General features: G+C 47.4%; 12 protein-coding genes. 2 read left to right on the forward strand and 10 right to left on the reverse strand.

Annotation, left to right across the window (positions count from 1 at the left end):
• Positions 1 to 150: 150 nt before the first annotated feature.
• The 6 genes from H579_RS0117305 to H579_RS0117330 form a co-directional block, all read right to left on the reverse strand.
• The gene (locus H579_RS0117305; protein WP_028301734.1) at positions 151 to 2388 is read right to left on the reverse strand and encodes an NADP-dependent isocitrate dehydrogenase; all 2238 of its coding nucleotides are present in this window, start codon (positions 2386 to 2388) and stop codon (positions 151 to 153) included.
• A gap of 346 nt (positions 2389 to 2734) precedes the next feature.
• Positions 2735 to 3298 carry a hypothetical protein gene (locus H579_RS0117310; protein ID WP_028301735.1) on the reverse strand — a complete coding sequence of 188 codons (564 nt, stop codon included), beginning with the start codon at positions 3296 to 3298 and terminating at the stop codon, positions 2735 to 2737.
• Positions 3299 to 3521: 223 nt separating this feature from the next.
• Entirely contained in the window at positions 3522 to 5117 is a 1596-nt protein-coding gene (locus H579_RS0117315) for an isocitrate lyase (RefSeq protein WP_028301736.1), read from the reverse strand.
• Between the two features lie 762 nt (positions 5118 to 5879).
• Positions 5880 to 7049 (reverse strand): cupin domain-containing protein, encoded by a 1170-nt coding sequence (locus H579_RS0117320; RefSeq protein ID WP_036566579.1) that lies wholly within the window; start codon positions 7047 to 7049, stop codon positions 5880 to 5882.
• A 351-nt stretch (positions 7050 to 7400) separates the two neighbouring features.
• Entirely contained in the window at positions 7401 to 8768 is a 1368-nt protein-coding gene (gene purB, locus H579_RS0117325) for an adenylosuccinate lyase (RefSeq protein WP_028301738.1), read from the reverse strand.
• Positions 8769 to 9000: 232 nt separating this feature from the next.
• Entirely contained in the window at positions 9001 to 10878 is a 1878-nt protein-coding gene (locus tag H579_RS0117330; protein WP_028301739.1) for a methyl-accepting chemotaxis protein, read from the reverse strand.
• Between the two features lie 333 nt (positions 10879 to 11211).
• Between H579_RS0117330 and H579_RS0117335 the strand changes: the two genes are divergently transcribed.
• Positions 11212 to 11745 carry a GNAT family N-acetyltransferase gene (locus tag H579_RS0117335; RefSeq protein WP_245583297.1) on the forward strand — a complete coding sequence of 178 codons (534 nt, stop codon included), beginning with the start codon at positions 11212 to 11214 and terminating at the stop codon, positions 11743 to 11745.
• A gap of 47 nt (positions 11746 to 11792) precedes the next feature.
• On the opposite strand, the gene H579_RS0117340 is transcribed toward H579_RS0117335, so the two are convergent.
• Together H579_RS0117340 and H579_RS0117345 are read right to left on the reverse strand one after the other, a co-directional pair.
• A complete protein-coding gene (locus H579_RS0117340) occupies positions 11793 to 13346 on the reverse strand; it encodes an SAM-dependent methyltransferase (RefSeq protein WP_028301741.1) in 1554 nt (517 codons plus the stop codon).
• Between the two features lie 65 nt (positions 13347 to 13411).
• Positions 13412 to 14347, reverse strand: a complete 936-nt coding sequence (locus H579_RS0117345; protein WP_028301742.1) for an AEC family transporter — start codon at positions 14345 to 14347, stop codon at positions 13412 to 13414.
• A 353-nt stretch (positions 14348 to 14700) separates the two neighbouring features.
• Here H579_RS0117345 and H579_RS26220 point away from each other — a divergent pair, with 353 nt between their 5' ends.
• The gene (locus H579_RS26220) at positions 14701 to 16185 is read left to right on the forward strand and encodes a DEAD/DEAH box helicase (protein WP_084624200.1); all 1485 of its coding nucleotides are present in this window, start codon (positions 14701 to 14703) and stop codon (positions 16183 to 16185) included.
• Positions 16186 to 16280: 95 nt separating this feature from the next.
• Here H579_RS26220 and H579_RS0117355 read toward each other — a convergent pair whose 3' ends face one another.
• Together H579_RS0117355 and tnpA are read right to left on the reverse strand one after the other, a co-directional pair.
• Positions 16281 to 17567, reverse strand: a complete 1287-nt coding sequence (locus H579_RS0117355; protein WP_028301743.1) for a DEAD/DEAH box helicase — start codon at positions 17565 to 17567, stop codon at positions 16281 to 16283.
• A 367-nt stretch (positions 17568 to 17934) separates the two neighbouring features.
• Positions 17935 to 18147 (reverse strand): IS200/IS605 family transposase (gene tnpA / locus H579_RS28715; protein WP_157834649.1); only part of this gene is annotated, 213 nt, incomplete at its 5' end.

Raw genomic sequence — 18147 nt, forward strand, 5'->3', positions numbered from 1 at the left:
CCTATCTGAAACACTAAAAGAGGCGGGGATATCTGATCCCTCAATCACAGCCGATATCTAATCGTATTTGACAGTATATATGAACAAGAAAGCCCGGAATCACTTCCGGGCTTTTGTGTTTACCGCAGCAAAATCTGATTGATGTTTAGCTTACAGGGAAGCCAGTGCGTCGTTCAGAGTTTTACTTGGACGCATAACTGCATCAACTTTAGCCATATCAGGGTGGTAGTAACCGCCCAGATCAGCCGGTTGACCCTGTGCGTCTGCCAGTTCCTGAATGATTTGAGCTTCATTCTCGGTCAGTGCTTTAGCCAGAGGTGCGAAGCGCGCAGCCAGATCAGTGTTTTCAGTCTGTTCTGCCAGGTACTGTGCCCAGTACATTGCCAGGTAGAAGTGGCTACCACGGTTGTCCAGCTCGCCCACTTTACGGGAAGGAGACTTGTTGTTCTCCAGCAGTTGACCCGTTGCAGCGTCCAGCGCTTTAGCCATCAGTTCAGCTTGTGGGTTGTCGTTTTTGATACCCAGCTCTTCCAGAGATACGGCCAGTGCCAGGAACTCACCCAGAGAATCCCAACGCAGGTGGTTCTCTTCCTGAACCTGTTGTACGTGCTTAGGAGCAGAACCACCCGCACCAGTCTCGTACATGCCACCACCGTTCAGCATAGGAACGATAGACAGCATCTTAGCCGACGTTCCCAGCTCCATGATTGGGAACAGGTCAGTCAGGTAATCACGCAGTACGTTACCGGTTACAGAGATGGTGTCTTTACCACGGATCATACGCTCCATAGAGGTACGGATCGCACGGCTGTAGCCCATGATACGCAGGTCCAGACCTTCAGTGTCATGTTCTTTCAGGTACTCTTCAACTTTCAGACGCAGCTGACGGTCGTGAGCACGCTCAGCATCCAGCCAGAAGATCGCAGGAGTGTCAGACTGACGGGAGCGAGTCACAGCCAGTTTAACCCAGTCACGCACTGCAGCATCTTTAGTTTGACATGCACGCCAGATGTCGCCTTTCTCAACTTCGTGCTGCATCAGTACGGTACCGTCGGCTTTAACTACGCGCATAGTACCGTCTTGAGACATTTCGAAAGTCTTGTCGTGAGAACCGTATTCTTCGGCCTTCATCGCCATCAGACCTACGTTAGGTACAGAACCCATAGTGGTTGGGTCAAATGCACCATTGGTACGACAGAAGTGGATCATTTCCTGGTAGATACGTGCGTAGGTAGACTCAGGCATTACCGCTTTAGTGTCTTTAACCTTGCCGTCACGGCCCCACATCTTACCTGAGTTACGGATCATTGCAGGCATAGAAGCATCAACGATGACGTCACTTGGGATGTGCAGGTTGGTGATACCTTTAACGGAATCTACCATTGCCATTTCTGGACGATGCTCGTAGCACGCGTGGATCGCTTCTTCGATCTCTTCCTGCTGAGATTGAGGCAGTGTTTTGATCTTCTCGTAAACACTGTTCATACCGTTGTTCGGATTAACGCCCAGTTCTTCGAACAGGTCTGCGTATTTTTCGAATACTTCACGGTAGAATACACGGACAGCGTGACCGAATACGATTGGGTGAGAGACCTTCATCATGGTCGCTTTAACGTGCAGAGACCACATTACGCCGTCTGCTTTACACTCTTGCAGGGTGCGCTCGAAGAAGCTGTCCAGCGCTTTAGCGCTCATGAACATGCTATCGAATACTTCACCTTTTTGCAGAGCAACGGTCTTCTTAACTTCAACGTTGCCGTCTTTGTCTACGAACTCCAGGCGTACATCGCCTGCTTCTTCCATAGTGATAGATTGCTCACTGGAGAAGAAGTCGCCATCACGCATGTAGTCAGCATGAGAACGGGAAGCCTTGCTCCACTCACCCATAGAGTGAGGGAATTTACGTGCGAATGCTTTAACCGCTGGAGGCGCACGACGGTCAGAGTTACCTTGACGCAGCACAGGGTTTACAGCACTACCCAGGATTTTAGAGTAACGCGCCTGAATATCTTTCTCTTCGTCAGTCGTCGCTTCATCTGGGTAGTTAGGGATGTCGTAACCCTGAGATTGCAGCTCAGCGATAGCGGCTTTTAATTGAGGGATAGAGGCAGAGATGTTTGGCAGTTTGATCAGGTTACAAGATGGATCTTTGGTCAGTTCACCCAGTTCTGCCAGGGTGTCTGTTACTTGTTGCTCTTCAGTCAGTTTCTCCGGGAAGCTAGCCAGGATACGTGCCGCAACAGAGATATCACTGGTTTCTACTTGAATACCCGCCGCAGAAGTAAACGCACGAACGATCGGCAGGAAAGAGCCAGTCGCCAGGAACGGTGCTTCGTCAGTCAGGGTATAAACGATTTTTTGCTCAGAGTTTGGAGTTGGAGTTGTCATTTTTATCCCTATAGTTATGGCTTGATGGCCAAAATACCTAACAAAAGATGACTTGTGATCATCTTTGACTAAAGGAGTTATTCTGTCTGCTGGGGCAAGATTATACTGAAAACCGGCCGGTTTTCACATGCCGAAGCCTTACACTAAAGGCTAGTGTAGATTCATTTTTGCTAAAGAGGAGGGTCAAATGCAGACAGACCAAGGGATAGAGAAACTTTTCTTAATGCTTTTTCCTGTCTAAAAAAAGAAAACAGCGGTGACAACAGCAGCTTTTTTCTATGCCCCCTTCCGGTTTAAGTGAGGGAAGAGGGCGAAAATTTGCCTATGATTTCAGGCTATTGGTGACTTACTCGCTAACCAGTGTCAGGTATGACGGGGCAATATCGTCATTAAAATACGCCATACCCAACTTATTCAAATAATCCATGCGATCCGCTTTCATCAGATTGATTTCAGGTACTTTCAGATTATTGTTTTGGTAGATGCCTGCAACATAGGCCAGAAAGCGCTCACCCTCTTTGATCATTAATAGGCTGGCTGCGCCCACATCGGGTTTTACCTGACTGTTTAGCTCGTCAGGCAGTTCTACCTTGAATACGACCGGCAGTTCTTCACCTTCAATGCGTACACTGCGGTTTCTGACGGTTTGCTGCGCCCAATAGAAGGCCAGCTCTTTACTTTGGGTCAGGAAAACAGGTTCTGTGGTCTCGGTATAGTTATTGCCGATGGTGGCCATGGTTTTTTTCGCGGCTTCATTCAGCGCCAGGTCACCGGAACGGATTAGACCCTGTTGTTTGATTGACTCAACCAGCGCTGATGATGTGCCGTGATACCAGACATTACTGGCCGTAAAGCCTTGTTCGGATAACAGATCTTGAGCATCTTTTAGGAAAGCAGGTGTATCAATCATAGTTAAAACCACTTAATCAAATTACTGTTGAAAGCTGGCCGCCACTCTAACGCATTGGGCTTTCAACGTACAAAACCTTTGATTACAAAGAGTATCCTCTTCTACTAAAAAAGGCGGTACCTTCTCTTTTTTTATTAAAAAAGGCGACACCTTGGTAGAGGGCCGCCTTTTGGGCTTAGGCTAGGCCCTGGCTAAGCAGGGCGCTATCCTTAGCGAGTTTTGCTTAGCTAAACTGGTTAGAAGTGTTCTTCGCACCGCCCGCTTTCAGAGCCATCTCACCAGCGTAGTATTCTTTGTGATCGTCACCGATGTCAGAACCGGACATGTTCTGGTGTTTCACACAAGCGATACCCTGACGGATCTCTTTACGCTGTACGCCAGCTACGTAGCCCAGCATGCCAGCTTCACCGAAGTACTCTTTAGCCAGATTGTCTACTGACAGAGCAGTAGTGTGGTAAGTCGGCAGAGTGATCAGGTGGTGGAATACGTTCGCTTCACGTGAACAGTCAGCCTGGAAGGTACGTACACGAGCGTCAGCAGCAGCAGACAGCTCAGAATCGTCGTACTTAGCGTTCATCAGGTCAGCACGATCGTATTCAGATACGTCTTTACCTTCAGCAACCCATGCATCGTAAGTCTGTTGACGGAAGTTCAGCGTCCAGTTGAAAGATGGAGAGTTGTTGTACACCAGTTTTGCATCTGGGTGTACTTTACGAACATCGTCCATCATGTCTTTGATTTCGTGAACGGTAGGTACCGCAGTCTCGATCCACAGCAGGTCAGCACCAGCGTTGATTGCTTCGATACAGTCAAATACGCAACGCTCGTGGCCAGTGCCCTGACGGAACTGGTACAGACCGGAAGGCAGACGCTTAGGACGAACCAGTTTACCGTTACGGCTGATCAGTACATCACCTTCAGCAGTTTGCTCTGGAGTCACTTCTTCGCAATCCAGGAAGGAGTTGTATACATCACCTTGATCGCCTGGCTCACGTACAACAGCAATCTCTTTAGTCAGGCCAGCACCTTCAGAGTCAGTACGTGCAACGATGATACCGTCATCTACGCCCAGCTCCAGGAATGCGTAACGCAGTGCGCGGATTTTCGCGTGGAAATCAGCGTGAGGAACCGTTACTTTACCGTCCTGGTGACCACACTGTTTCTCATCAGCTACCTGGTTTTCGATCTGCAGTGCACAGGCACCTGCTTCAATCATCTTCTTAGCCAGCAGGTAAGTCGCTTCAGCGTTACCAAAACCAGCGTCAATGTCAGCAATAATTGGTACAACGTGAGTTTCGTGGTTATCGATCTTATCCTGGATTTCAGCTTCCAGAGCCGCATCACCTGCTTCACGTGCTTTGTCCAGTTCGCGGAACAGACCACCCAGTTCACGAGCGTCAGCCTGACGCAGGAAGGTGTACAGCTCTTCAACCAGATCCGCTACAACAGTTTTCTCGTGCATAGACTGGTCAGGCAGAGGACCGAAGTCAGAACGCAGAGCTGCAACCATCCAACCAGACAGGTACAGGTATTTACGCTCGGTAGAACCGAAATGCTTCTTGATAGAAATCAGCTTCTGCTGACCTACAAAACCGTGCCAGCAACCCAGAGATTGAGTGTACTTGGTCTTGTCTTTATCAAACTCAGCCATGTCACGACGCATGATGCCAGCAGTGTACTTAGCGATGTCCAGACCGGTCTTGAATTTGTTCTGAGCACGCATACGTGCTGCGTACTCTGGGTTGATCGCATCCCATGGAGAACCGTTGGTTTCTTTCAGTGTTGCTACCGCATCGATATCTTTATTCAAACTTGACATGGAAATTCCTCTACAGTGTGCCTGTTAGGGTTAGTTCAGCCTTAGTCAGACATTTGTGCGTGTCTGGTAAGGTGTCCGTTGTATCCGGTGAAATGTGCCGTTTCACCGAATGAATTTTTTGGATCAGGCTAAGCGTGTTTTCAGTGCTTTGCTTAAGCACTGTGCTGCTATTTAAGCATTGTGTTAGCCACGTTTAACCTAATCGGATACTTAGTGCCTGTGCTTGGATTCAGTGTCTTAACTTGTGGTCTTCGCTGAACCGAACACTTAGTGCGTTTTTCTATACTGACCGCACTTCAGATTCTTAGTCAATTCACCCATTCGTCTAACAAGTTTCAAACAGGTGTTTGCCTTTGTATGTTTTACACTATGCCGAACTGAGCACCCCTTTGCAAACGCTACTTTGGACTTATAAGTCGTTGTAAATTAACTACAAATCAATTCCTGTAGTACGGCTACAGTTTTGACGTCATTACACTTGCTGCGCCGCACTATTCTGTAGTTTTACTCGCCAAAATGACAAGGTGATAGCTGTTTTTTGACAGCTAAAATCTATAGATTGTCGACAATCCCATCTAGGACGATATCGAGTTAAAAATTTAACGCTGTGGTTTTGTGTGTATATGCGAAAATCACTGACCAAAGGGGAGTTTGATGCTAAGTCTGTGACTGGAATGGATCTTTTTGTCGCGAGATGTTTTTTTTATCGCCAGGGGAAAATAACAGCCCCGGAATCAAATTCAGGGACTGTCTACAATGTGCCTAATCGCTCAAATACAGGGTACCGCGATTAATTAATTCAGATAAATTCACCATGGTTTTTTCTGAAGGTGAAAATAATTCATGTGAGGTAAGATACTTTTGTTCACATAAATGCATTATTAACTCTTTGTCTTGCGCCTCAATCGGGTAACCTTCGCCGTCAGCAAACAAAACAAAGCCACTTTCGGTGTCTGAAAACGCTAAACGACTGCCTTCAGTCAGGTTAAGTACAGCGCCAGAGGCCATATTTTCACTCAGATCAGACTCAGAAACTGCCTCTTCACTGGGAATTAGCTGGTCCATATACTTGGGTTGCGTCATATAACGGCCGAACCAAGCATTGATCACCTCGTCATCGTTAAGCTTTTCCAGTACTAAAGTCTTAACGCGAGCGATAGCATCCGGGCCAATCTGGCTGTTATAGGACTGTAGTTCCAGATCTGGATCACCGTAACGATCATCTTCACAGAGCGTTTCTCCGATAAAATCTGCCAGAGATGTGACAATTTCATCAGCAGAAGGAGCACGGAAACCCACAGACCAGGTCATACAGTCATCGGTTTGGGACACACCATAGTGTGCCAACTGAGGTGGCAGATAGAGCAAGTCGCCAGGTTCACAGACAAACTCTTCTTCGACATTAAACTCACGCAGAATACGCAGGGGTACGCCTTCGACAATAGGCGTTTTATCATCGGCGAAACCACCCAATTGCCAGCGGCGTGTACCCTGAGCCTGCAGCAGGAATACATCGTAGTAGTCCAGATGCGGGCCGACACTGCCTTCTTTAGGGGCGAAGCTGATCATAATGTCATCCACACGCCAGCTTGGAATAAAGTCAAAGGCTTCCATTAAAGCCGCCACTTCCGGCACGTAGTGATCGACCGCCTGTACCAGCAGGGTCCAATGGGTTTCAGGCAGCGTGCTGAAGCGGGACTCCTCAAACGGACCATTCTCCAGGTGCCAATTTTCACCGTTCGGGCCTTTTTCCATCACCAGGCGGGATTCAACCTGCTCTTCCAGTGCCATCCCCGCCAGCTCATGTTCGTCGATAGGGGATTCAAAATCAGGAATCGCATTTTTAATAAACAGCGGCTTTTTCTGCCAGTAGTCGCGCAGAAACTCTTCATAGCTGATTTGGCCCAGCAGGCATTCAGGCAGTTGTAACATGGGATTCTTTCCAGAGTGAAAAAAGATCAGATGATGTCAATACGTGTCTTATGCGCTTCCTGATAAGCTCTCGATACTTGGGGAGGTTGGATCAGCGAAACGCCATCCGACACTAACCTGCATACCAGACTATTGTCGGAAGGCGCCTACGGCTTTTCCGACCTACAGCAACTTATCTGGATTAGTATTTTTACGCACTAAAACCAAGAAACAGGTTTAGTTAACAACCTTGGCTAAAATCAAAGAATAGGAAAACACGAAACAAATAAAAAGGCCCTGATATGGATCAGAGCCTTTCATTTCGCGTCTTAATCAACAGCTTGAGCTGTGATTAGCAAGCTAATCTAATAATCAGATCGCTTTTGCTTGATCGATCGCGTTACCGATGTAGTTGTGCGGCGTCAGCTGCATCAGCTCATCTTTTGCTTCCTGCGGCATATCCAGAGTCTGAACAAACTCTTGCAGGGTTTCTTTAGTGATCGCTTTACCACGGGTCAGCTCTTTCAGCTTCTCGTATGGTTTTTCGATATTGTAACGGCGCATAACGGTCTGGATCGGCTCAGCCAGAACTTCCCAGCTGTTTTCCAGATCGGCATTCAGACGGTCCGCATTGGTTTGCAGTTTGCTAATGCCTTTCAGAGATGCTTGGTAAGCGATCAGAGACTGACCAAAACCAACACCCAGATTACGCAGAACAGTAGAGTCGGTCAGGTCACGCTGCCAGCGAGAAATAGGCAATTTAGCGGCCAGGTGCTGCATGATCGCATTGGCGATACCCAGGTTACCTTCGGAGTTTTCGAAGTCGATTGGGTTAACCTTGTGCGGCATGGTAGAAGAGCCCACTTCACCCGCGATAGTACGCTGTTTGAAATAACCCAGAGAGATGTAACCCCAAACGTCACGATCAAAGTCAATCAGGATAGTGTTAAAACGGGCTACCGCATCAAACAGCTCAGCGATGTAATCATGTGGCTCAATCTGAGTGGTGTAAGGGTTGAAGGTCAGACCCAGACTTTCAACAAAGATCTCAGCGTTGGCTTGCCAGTCGATATCCGGGTAAGCAGACAGGTGGGCGTTGTAGTTACCTACGGCACCATTGATCTTACCCAGCAGTTCAACCGCTTCAACCTGAACCACCTGACGTTGCAAACGTGCCGCAACGTTAGCCATCTCTTTACCCAGAGTGGTAGGGGATGCCGTCTGACCGTGAGTACGGGACAACATCGGTTGCTCAGCGTTGTCCAGAGCCAGCTGGCGAATCGCTGCAACCACTTCCTTCATAGCCGGCAGTACAACATTGTCCAGCGCACCTTTCAGCATCAGGGCGTGAGACAGGTTGTTGATGTCTTCAGAGGTACAAGCGAAGTGAACAAATTCAGTAACGGCTTTCAGTTCGTCGTTAACTTCAATGCGCTCTTTAATGAAGTACTCAACCGCTTTAACGTCGTGGTTGGTGGTGCGCTCGATCTCTTTGATACGCTGCGCATCTTCTTCACCGAAGTTGGCTACCAGATCGTTCAGAAGCTGGTTCGCTTCTGCGCTTAACGCAGGTACTTCAGCGATTTGATCGTGCTCAGCCAGACGCTGCAACCAGCGAATCTCAACTTCAACACGGGCGCGGATCAGGCCAAATTCACTAACCCAAGGACGCAGGTCAGCGGTTTTAGAGCCGTAGCGGCCATCAACAGGGGATATTGCGGTAAGGCTGGAAAGCTGCATTGTTTGTTACTGCTCTCTATAAGCTAATTCATGAAAGGCGCCATCATACCTGAATTATGTTTGGATTACACATGCAAGACGACGGACTTTTGGTATTGTAGGCATTAATTGAAAGTGTGACGTCAATGTTTCCCCATGGGTTTCCATTCAAGCAGCAGGCCGAAAAGCCCAGACTCAAACACCAGTCCGGGCTTTTTGGCTAACAATATTGTTACAGGCCTATTTAGCGCGATCAAACATTAAACTTGCTAAGTTCATTGCTTTGTTGAGTGCTCAGTTGAGCCATTAGCTGGCACTTATTTTCGACACTACGAGAACCTTCAGCCACTGATTGGCAAATATCACGGATATTGGTGGTATTACGATTGATCTCTTCAGCGGTAGCGCTTTGTTGTCCTGCTGCGGTTGCGATCTGAATGGCCATTGCACTGATATTGCCAATACTGTTACGAATACAGGTTAGGGATTGAGCTGCAAGTTCAACGGTTTCCTGCGTATCTCTGGCTTTTTGACGACTCTTGGCGATCGTGTTTTCTGCTTTTTTGACACCGTTCTGCAATTGATTGATGGTGCTTCGGATCTCATCCGTGGACTCTTGGGTTCTGGAAGCCAGAGCACGCACTTCATCAGCAACTACGGCAAACCCTCGACCGCTTTCTCCGGCGCGCGCGGCTTCAATTGCAGCGTTCAGCGCCAGCAGGTTGGTCTGCTCCGCAATGTCGGTAATCACTGTCAAGATAGATTCTATATTGTTGCTGTACTGGATCAGTTCGTTAATAGTGCCTACAACACTTTCCATATCATCAGATAGGTGAGCAATATCTTCACTGGCCTTTGCAACCACTTCCACGCCTTCACTGCTTGCAGAATCAGCCTCTTTTACTGCATTGGCAGTGGTTTGAGCGTTCAGAGCAACATCATGAGCAGTTGCTGACATCTCATGCATCGCCGTTGCCAATTGGTCCAGTTCATACAACTGCTGTTCCAGACTCTGTACTGAAGTGGATGCGGAAGAAGCTGTTTGCTGGCTATTGCGATGGACCTCGCTTGTGACTTGTTTCACTTGGCTAATCAGATTTTGCAGATAACTTATAAACTGATTGAAATCACTGGAAACCTGACCAAACTCATCGGTACGGGTAATTGTCAGGCGCTTGGTCAGATCCCCTTCGCCCTGGTTAATCTCTATTAGAGAGCTGCGCAAATCAGATAACGGCTGCAACTGACGGGATACGGTAAAATAGAGTGCCAGACTACAGATAATTGCACTAATAATGGTCGCGATTGCAGCCGTGATGCCCATGTCGTTAGCATCCACCATTACTTTTTTGTAATCCAGTACAATACCTATCTGCCAGTCACTCCCGTAAATACCTTCCAGTTTATGGAAAGAGGTTAGCGCTTTCTGACCATTGATATCTACTTGCTGCAGTTCATGTTTCAAAATTGGTTTTTGGCTATATAGTTCAGAAATATTTTTACCATTCAGCTTACTATCAGGGTGACTGATTATATTGCCATTAGTATTCATTAAATACACATAACCCGTATTATTAAAGTTTAGCGTATTTAAAGCGTCTGATACCGCCTTTAAACTCAAATCACCACCAAAGGCCCCTTTAAACTGACCTTTATCCGTAAACCTGGCAACCGCTGAGATTAGAATTTCTCCACTTGCCGCATCAGCATAAGGGTCTGTTAGCACTGCGCGGGAGTTATTTTGCGCATAGCTGTACCAAGGACGCTTACGGGCATCCCAACCCACCGGATTCCAGCTGGGGTCATTAGTAATTTTCTTGCCATCGGTATGCAAGCCGCCAAAAATAAGGATAAATTTATCCTTTAATATTGGGGTATCGAAGGTTTTCTGAATGGATTCTAAGCTAAAGTCAGAGTCAATCGTCTGAGCCATCATATCGATCAGACTCAAACGCGCGTTTAGCCAATTGGTGATTTGATCACCTAATGCCTGGGCAGATTCTTGCGTATTTTGGGCTGTTCTTTCCAGCAGGGTATCCCTGACCGAGTGGTATTGCAGCCATGAATAGAGGGTAAAAACCAATATGATAATTGAAGATGCTACAAGCGCAACTTTATGTGAGACCTTCATAGTTCTTCCTGGGTATATGTATAGTTATTTCAGGGAATAGAATGGGGAGTTATCGCTAATCATCGTGCAATGACTAGACTTTATGTTGTCATGCTCTAATAAATGGATAATGTATGAGATGATTGTCGAATGCAAGACTTTAGTCTATACACCGGATAATTTCACGCAGGCTATTAGCCAAGCTAATAAGCCCATTAGTTTAACTTATAAAGCAGCCCCTTATATTAATCATCATTAATTTATCAAACATTTAATAAATTAATAAATCATGGGGATACTGAGGCTTTTCTTAGCATCCATTTATCTGATTTTGGAAAACAGGAAGTAAGTACCGTGAAAATATGTGCCTATTACGAAATTGTTAAGGAGGCGTATAATGATCAGAAAGCAAGCGATTGTGGCAAGACATCGCCAATTAATGGAACAATGGCGGCAACGCAGGAGATCGCCGACCTGTTTTATCAGGCTGTATGGGCGATAAATGATGAAATCTATAACACTGAGCAGAAAAGAGTATGGGCGCCAGAACCCGATTATAAAGTATGGCAAAAACGCTTAGCCCAGAAGCAGCCCTGGTTGGCCATTATCGACCAGCAGATCGCAGGCTTTATCGAGTTAGACCCCGATGGTCATATTGATTGTACTTATACTCATCCCAAGTTTCAGGGAAAAGGCGTAGCCAGTGCACTGTATCAGCACTTGGAGCAGGAAGCCCGTCATCGAGGTATTGGACGCCTATATGTCGAAGCCTCGGTTGTTGCTAAACCGTTTTTCCAACGACGGGGGCTTACTCAGCTAGCAGAGAATATTATTCGGCGTGAAAATGTGACTCTGAGCAACTTCACAATGGAGAATCCGTTGCGTTAGAAAACCAAGTAGGCATCTCTCTGAGAAGTGCCTACCCATTGCGAGATTTATGCGATTGAGTCTGAAGGCAGCCACTTTTCAATCTGGCGTTTGAATTCACTGCCCAGACTGAGTGAGTGACGCAAAAACTGCTCACCCAGTTCCGTTTGACCCGTTTCTAAATTGCTCAGGCCCAAATAATAATACAGCTTATGTGTTTGACGTTGTGCTGGTGCTTGTTGTTGATCATGTTCCAGCGCCAAGCTTAAAAACTCAATGGCCGTATCATGGTATTCCAGTATCGCGAAGGTGCGGGCTAGATAATAGGCGATAGGGAAGTCTTCACCGATATCGTAATAGTTATCCCAAATGTTAAGCAGTGCCTTTACCAGCGCTTTTGTTTGGAAGCTTCTGGCTTGTTTACAGGCATCAAGGATACGATAGCGAAAACGGCGGAAGAAATAGGGATCGTACTGGCTTAACTCAATTAGAGAGAGCATGCCATCATCGTTGAATGCGGGTTTTTCACGTCTTAGGTTAACAAACAGGCGGAAGAAACTGCGTGGACCAAAGGTAGTCAGATTCTGCTTAAAGCTATTGCGGCTCAGGCGGAAGCGTTCGGGTTGGGCTGATTTGATCAGAGCATAACTATCAAAACGAGGATCTGGGGTTTCGGCATGGAGGAACTGGTGGCGACCATCGTTGAGAAGATACTGTACGGCGTGCAAATTAACACGGGTGGTAAAGGAACCCTGTTTTTTGATACCAGTGCTGAGATGGCCTTCCAGCTTTTCCAGTGTCAGGCTGGCTTCTTCAGCGATAAGCCATAGGCTGTGCGGTGACAGTTGATTAAAGAAGTCCAGGGTTTGTAGGACACATACAGGCATCTGTACAACACTGTCGTTGATCTCATTTCGGTAATATTCCAGCAGCTGATTCCATTCCGGTACATCATAATAACAGTCTTGAGCTTCACCTATTTGAGACTGAAGCTCTACCTGTTTTACCGCATCTTCCGGAGACAGGCTGGATAGGGTTTGCTCATCGGGAGTCAGGGTGGCGTAATAGGGCTGAATCTCACCTTGTTTAACTCGAAACAGGTCATAGGGCAGTACATCCAGCAGGAAGTTTGCGACAACGACTAGGGGCTTACCAGCCAGAGTTTGGGTAAACGAGTCACCGCTCACCTCCAGAGTGGTATCTTGTTGGATCACGGCATCAAACAGTGAGAAATCCAATACCCCCTCTTCGATAAAGGGCTGTAGCCTGGCATGTTGGCTCCAGGCTTGAATACTGACCGGGGCGATATCCGTCATAATATAGCGATAAGGCTTTTCCGGATAATCCTGATAAAGGTCTTCCAGCGCTTTTAACAGCATAAAACTAAAGCGACCGTGACCGGTGCCCAGCTCGACGATGTTAACCGGCTGATGATTCCCCTGTAGCTGCAGATCGGTAATAAAGGCCGCTATATTATGGGCGTAACCCTGAGCCACAAAGCAGTTAGTGGTCGCGGAGAAAGGCACCATGGCTTTACCCCATGTCTCAATTCCCAGCTGCTGGTAATACTCTTTCTGAATCTGCCAGATTGGGGATTTTGAGAAGCTCTGTTGTTCAGTCATAAGAGATTTCCGTTGCATTTACGATCCGTTTTATCGCGGCCTGTTTTTTGTTGTCCGCTCTTATATCATCCTGCCCATTGTTTCATTATCGGTAGCAAAATGGCTAGCGAGACGATGGACAAAATAGTCGTAACAAAGATGCTGCTGGAAGATAGATCAACTCTGCGATCATATTGCTGAGCCAGTACATAAACCATAGCACCGGTAGGCAGTGCGGAGAGCAGTACGACAGAGGCTGCCCAAAACGGCTCCAGCTCCATTGCCCATACGATAGCCAAAGCGACCAGCGGATGGATGACCAGTTTAACCAGTGTGATCCAACTCAGTTGAAACAGGCTGCCCTGAATCTTCAGTCCATAAAGAGACAGACCTAGCGAAAACAGCGCCACAGGTGCAGCAGATGGCGCAACCATTGTCAGAAGATTATCCAAAGGTTTGGCTAACGGTAGCTCAAGGAAAGAGACACTCATTCCCAAAATCGGGGCCAGCATCACCGGATTTTTCAGAAAGATCTTACTGAAGAGCCCAGGAAGTGAAGCCTTGGACTGCCCAGGTTCCAGATTGGCAAAAACAGCCATACAAAAAATAAAAGCCATATTGGTCGTTAAGGTCGCCATAATCACCGGCAAAGTCCCCTTATCACCAAAAATAAAGAAGAACAGAGGTACGCCCATATAGATGGTGTTGGCCCAGACTGTGTTGAGGGCAATTACCATAGAGTCCAGCGGTCCCTGAATACGTAGTGCCTTATAAGGAATAAAACCGACCAACGCGGTAACCAATGTAGCAAGGAAAAAGGCGATCAGAAATGGTCCATTGATCACTTCTGCCAAGCTAAACCGTGCAGTAGCGGAAAACATCATCGCAGGGATAGCAAAATAAAACACATACTGATTCAGAGTGGCTGAGGCCTTTTCTTCCAGCAGGTTGCTTTTTCTGGCCCACCAGCCAGCAGCAATAATAACAAAAATGGGAATAACGGTTTCGATAACAAGTTGCATGCAGAATACGGCCTTAATAGAAACAATGCTTAATCAGTCTCATGTTAATCCATTGTCTGAACTGCAGGAATACGAAGACGCCCTCCACAACATTCTGTTTTTGGATAGCACTGATTCGCTTTTTTGATATTACCTAAACAGAGACTTGCCGTTGCAGCTTTAACTCCTGCTTTAGAGATACAGAGCCCAGATGATCTGGTATAGTTGCGCCCCTGATTTTCCATTGCCCTTTTTCAACGTCTTAGTCGCTATAATTGAGTAATTGCTATCAAGTCGCTTGTCTTTTGACTACTTTGATTAGACCGATGAGCAGCCCAGGCTGAAAACTGTTGAATGACTATCCCGAGATGCCAATGACATTTGCCCAACTAGGCTTGATCGAGCCGATTCTAACTGCTGTTGCCGAACAAGGTTATCAAACACCAACACCTGTTCAGGCCCAGGCGATTCCCCTGATTCTGCAAGGCCGTGACCTGCTGGCGGGTGCTCAAACGGGTACAGGTAAAACCGCAAGCTTTGTATTACCTATTCTGCATCAGTTAGCCAGTGGCGAAACACAACGGGCAAAACGGGTGCGTGCACTGATTCTGGTTCCAACCCGTGAGCTGGCTCAGCAGGTGGAAGAAGATATTGTCCGTTATGGCAAACATCTGAGCCTGACGGCAATGGCAATGTTTGGTGGTGTTGATAGTGCCCCCCAAAAACAGCGTTTGTTGGAAGGCGTCGATATTCTGGTGGCAACACCGGGCCGCCTGCTGGATATGATCTATCAGAAAGCGATACGTTTTGATGAGCTGGAATATCTGGTGCTGGATGAAGCGGACCGTATGCTGGATATGGGCTTTATCGCCGATATCCGCAAGATTATCGAACGCTTGCCTGAGCAGAAACAGAGCCTATTGTTCTCAGCAACTCTGACCGATGATGTACGTTTTCTGGCCCAGGATTTTACAGTCGACCCGGCAGAAGTGTCTGTTGCCAGTGATCAGAGTAGCAAACCAGATATTACGCAGTGGCTGATTACTGTCGATAAAGATCAAAAGTCGGCTTTGCTTAGCCATCTTATTCAGGAGCACGATTGGCAGCAGGCATTGATCTTTATCCGAACCAAGCACGGCGCGGCAAAACTGGTTTCTCAGCTGGAAAAGCGGGGTATCACTGCAGACTCAATTCACGGTGACCGTAGTCAGGCGATGCGTGAACAGATTCTGGCAGATTTCAGATCTGGCAGGCTGTCGTTACTGGTCGCGACAGGTGTTGCGGCCCGGGGTATCGACATCGATCAACTGGAACGTGTCGTGAACTACGACTTGCCTGATGATGCGGATGATTATATTCACCGTATTGGCCGAACCGGCCGTGCGGGTGCCTCTGGTGAAGCGATCTCTCTGGTATCCAAAGATGACTTTAAGCGCCTTTGTGCTATTGAAAGCCGTCTTGGTCATCTGATTGAACGCAAAGAAGTGGCGGGCTTTGAAGCGAAAAAGACGGTACCTGTCTCTATCCTGAACCATGTGCCTAAACATAAGCAAAAGAATGGCGAGCATAGCAGACAAGGGGGTCACCGAAAGCGTGATGAAAGCCAGAACCAGAGAGACCGAGATAATAAACGAGGTAATCGCCGCCACAATGATGGCCCTTGGAAAGAGAGACTTGAGCAGCCATCCGGTGGCTCACAAGACCCTTGGGGTAAGCCGAATAGCACCAACAAGCCCCGTCGTGATAACAAGGGCAATGTTGAACCTGTCAAACGCAAAAGCCGGAATCAGGGAGATAAAGACAACGCTGGGCAGCAAAATGATTCAGGGAATAACCCTTGGTCAAGCTGGCGTAAGTGATGGTTAAAAATCATTTCCCGAAGTAAGGCTCATGTGGGGTAAAGCCACATGCCTTACTTCAGATTCACTTCGCGGGGTAGCCTATGTTTACCTCGCTATTTCTTACCCCAGATATCCTGAGTTCTTGCTGCAGCGGCCGCCGCCTCACGTAACTTATCTTTTTTACTCTTACGCTTGCCTTTAACCGGTGCCTGGCCTTTTTTTGCAAGTACATCCTGCGGTACTTCGGGGCTACGCTCAAAACCTGCCACCGATTCACGAATCACCTTAATCTTGTTGCGTTTTTCAATCAGCTTAAAGTGAGCATCGCTTTCATGATCCACAAAGGACAGCGCAAGCCCTTCCTCACCAGCACGAGCAGTACGACCAATACGGTGCACATAATCTGCAGGCGAGCGAGGCAGATCATAGTTGAGTACGCATGGCAGATTCGGAATATCGATACCACGGGCCGCCAGGTCTGTTGCGATAAGAATCCGACTGTCGCCGTTTTTAAAGTTTTTCAGCGCCTGATTACGCTCTAGCTGACTCATATCACCATGCAGAGTTTCTGCGGCAATACCCGATTTAAATAATTTATTCTCGACATTGGTAGCGGTGCGCTTGCTGGCAACAAAAACCAAGACCTGAGTCCAGCTTTCCTGTTCCAATAGATGTTTTAACAGGGCTGTACGACTGTCCCTGTCCACTTCAATAGCCGTTTGTACCAGCTGTTCAGGAATAGTACTTTCCTGCTGAATTTCGATCTCCACAGGATTCACCAGCAGATTATCGATCAGAGCACGTACATCTTGTGGGAAGGTTGCAGAGAACAGTAGATTCTGACGCTGTTGCGGTAACAGATCCAGAATGGTGCGAAGCTCATCAGAAAAACCCAGATCAAGCATACGATCCGCTTCATCCAATACCAGAGTATTCACGGTATTGAGCTTAACGGCATTGCGCTCAATCAGGTCGATCAAACGCCCCGGTGTCGCCACCAGCACGTCACAACCACCGCGCATTCCTTGCATTTGGGGGTTTATCGCTACACCACCATATACGGCCAGAGTCTTTAGCTTTCTTGGGAAGTGACGGGCATACTGACGCACGGCCTCTTCAATCTGAACAGCCAGCTCCCGGGTGGGCACCAGTACCAAAGCAAATACCTGATTGCTGCCTTTTCTCTTGTCTTCAGATGGCGCGACGGTCAGTAAGCGCTGCAAAATTGGCAGACTAAAACCTGCGGTTTTACCTGACCCTGTTTCTGCTGCAGCCAGAACATCGTGACCTTCAAGGGTTGCCGGAATTGCTTTTTGCTGAATAGGCGTGGGTTGCTGATAACCCAGCTCTGTTAGAGCTGTAACCAGATATTCAGAAAGACCAAGAGAGATAAAAGACATAAAGTGGACGTTACTCTGTGAAGGGATAATGGCGCGCATTTTAACAGAGTTTGTATGGGATAACAGGCAACAAAGGCGAAGTCTTCACGTGAGCAGCCGGTGATTGAATGAAGCCATTGTTTGAAAAGTATTGAAAGTGGATGTAGTCAGATTTTGATAACTTAGAACGCCTTATTATCCGAAATCGCGCAAATAAAGCATGCTCTATTCAGTGATTTGAGCCTGTTGACCCAGGCACAGGAAGAGGTTGATGGCGCTATTATCCGCTGGCTGGACCAAGAGACCGCCCCCGATCACTTTTATCACCTTTCGCGGAAAACCCCGTACTTTTAGTGCGGGGATACAGAGCGTAGAGACGCAAGCCTCTCTAATGAGGTCTGGCTTGTTGCTCGATATATTGACGGACAACGGAGATCGGAGCGCCACCTACACTTCCAGCATAGTAACTTGGACTCCACAAGGCGTTTTTCAAATACGCCGATTTAATCAACTCAGGGTGAATCTGTTTTAATCGCCTGCTCGACACGCCTTTCAAGCTGTTTACTAGCTTTGATACAGATACTTTTGGAGGAAAATTGAC

The organism is Oceanospirillum beijerinckii DSM 7166, from assembly GCF_000422425.1.
In the GTDB taxonomy this organism is placed as follows: Bacteria; Pseudomonadota; Gammaproteobacteria; order Pseudomonadales; family Halomonadaceae; genus Oceanospirillum; species Oceanospirillum beijerinckii.

Coding starts and splice junctions, on each gene's coding strand:
- H579_RS0117320 (WP_036566579.1), bottom strand. CDS start 7,049: ATGTTACAACTGCCTGAATGCCTGCTGGGCCAAATCAGCTATGAAGAG.
- H579_RS0117315 (WP_028301736.1), bottom strand. CDS start 5,117: ATGTCAAGTTTGAATAAAGATATCGATGCGGTAGCAACACTGAAAGAA.
- H579_RS0117310 (WP_028301735.1), bottom strand. CDS start 3,298: ATGATTGATACACCTGCTTTCCTAAAAGATGCTCAAGATCTGTTATCC.
- H579_RS0117340 (WP_028301741.1), bottom strand. CDS start 13,346: ATGACTGAACAACAGAGCTTCTCAAAATCCCCAATCTGGCAGATTCAG.
- H579_RS0117330 (WP_028301739.1), bottom strand. CDS start 10,878: ATGAAGGTCTCACATAAAGTTGCGCTTGTAGCATCTTCAATTATCATA.
- purB (WP_028301738.1), bottom strand. CDS start 8,768: ATGCAGCTTTCCAGCCTTACCGCAATATCCCCTGTTGATGGCCGCTAC.
- H579_RS0117305 (WP_028301734.1), bottom strand. CDS start 2,388: ATGACAACTCCAACTCCAAACTCTGAGCAAAAAATCGTTTATACCCTG.
- H579_RS0117345 (WP_028301742.1), bottom strand. CDS start 14,347: ATGCAACTTGTTATCGAAACCGTTATTCCCATTTTTGTTATTATTGCT.
- H579_RS26220 (WP_084624200.1), top strand. CDS start 14,701: ATGACATTTGCCCAACTAGGCTTGATCGAGCCGATTCTAACTGCTGTT.
- H579_RS0117355 (WP_028301743.1), bottom strand. CDS start 17,567: ATGTCTTTTATCTCTCTTGGTCTTTCTGAATATCTGGTTACAGCTCTA.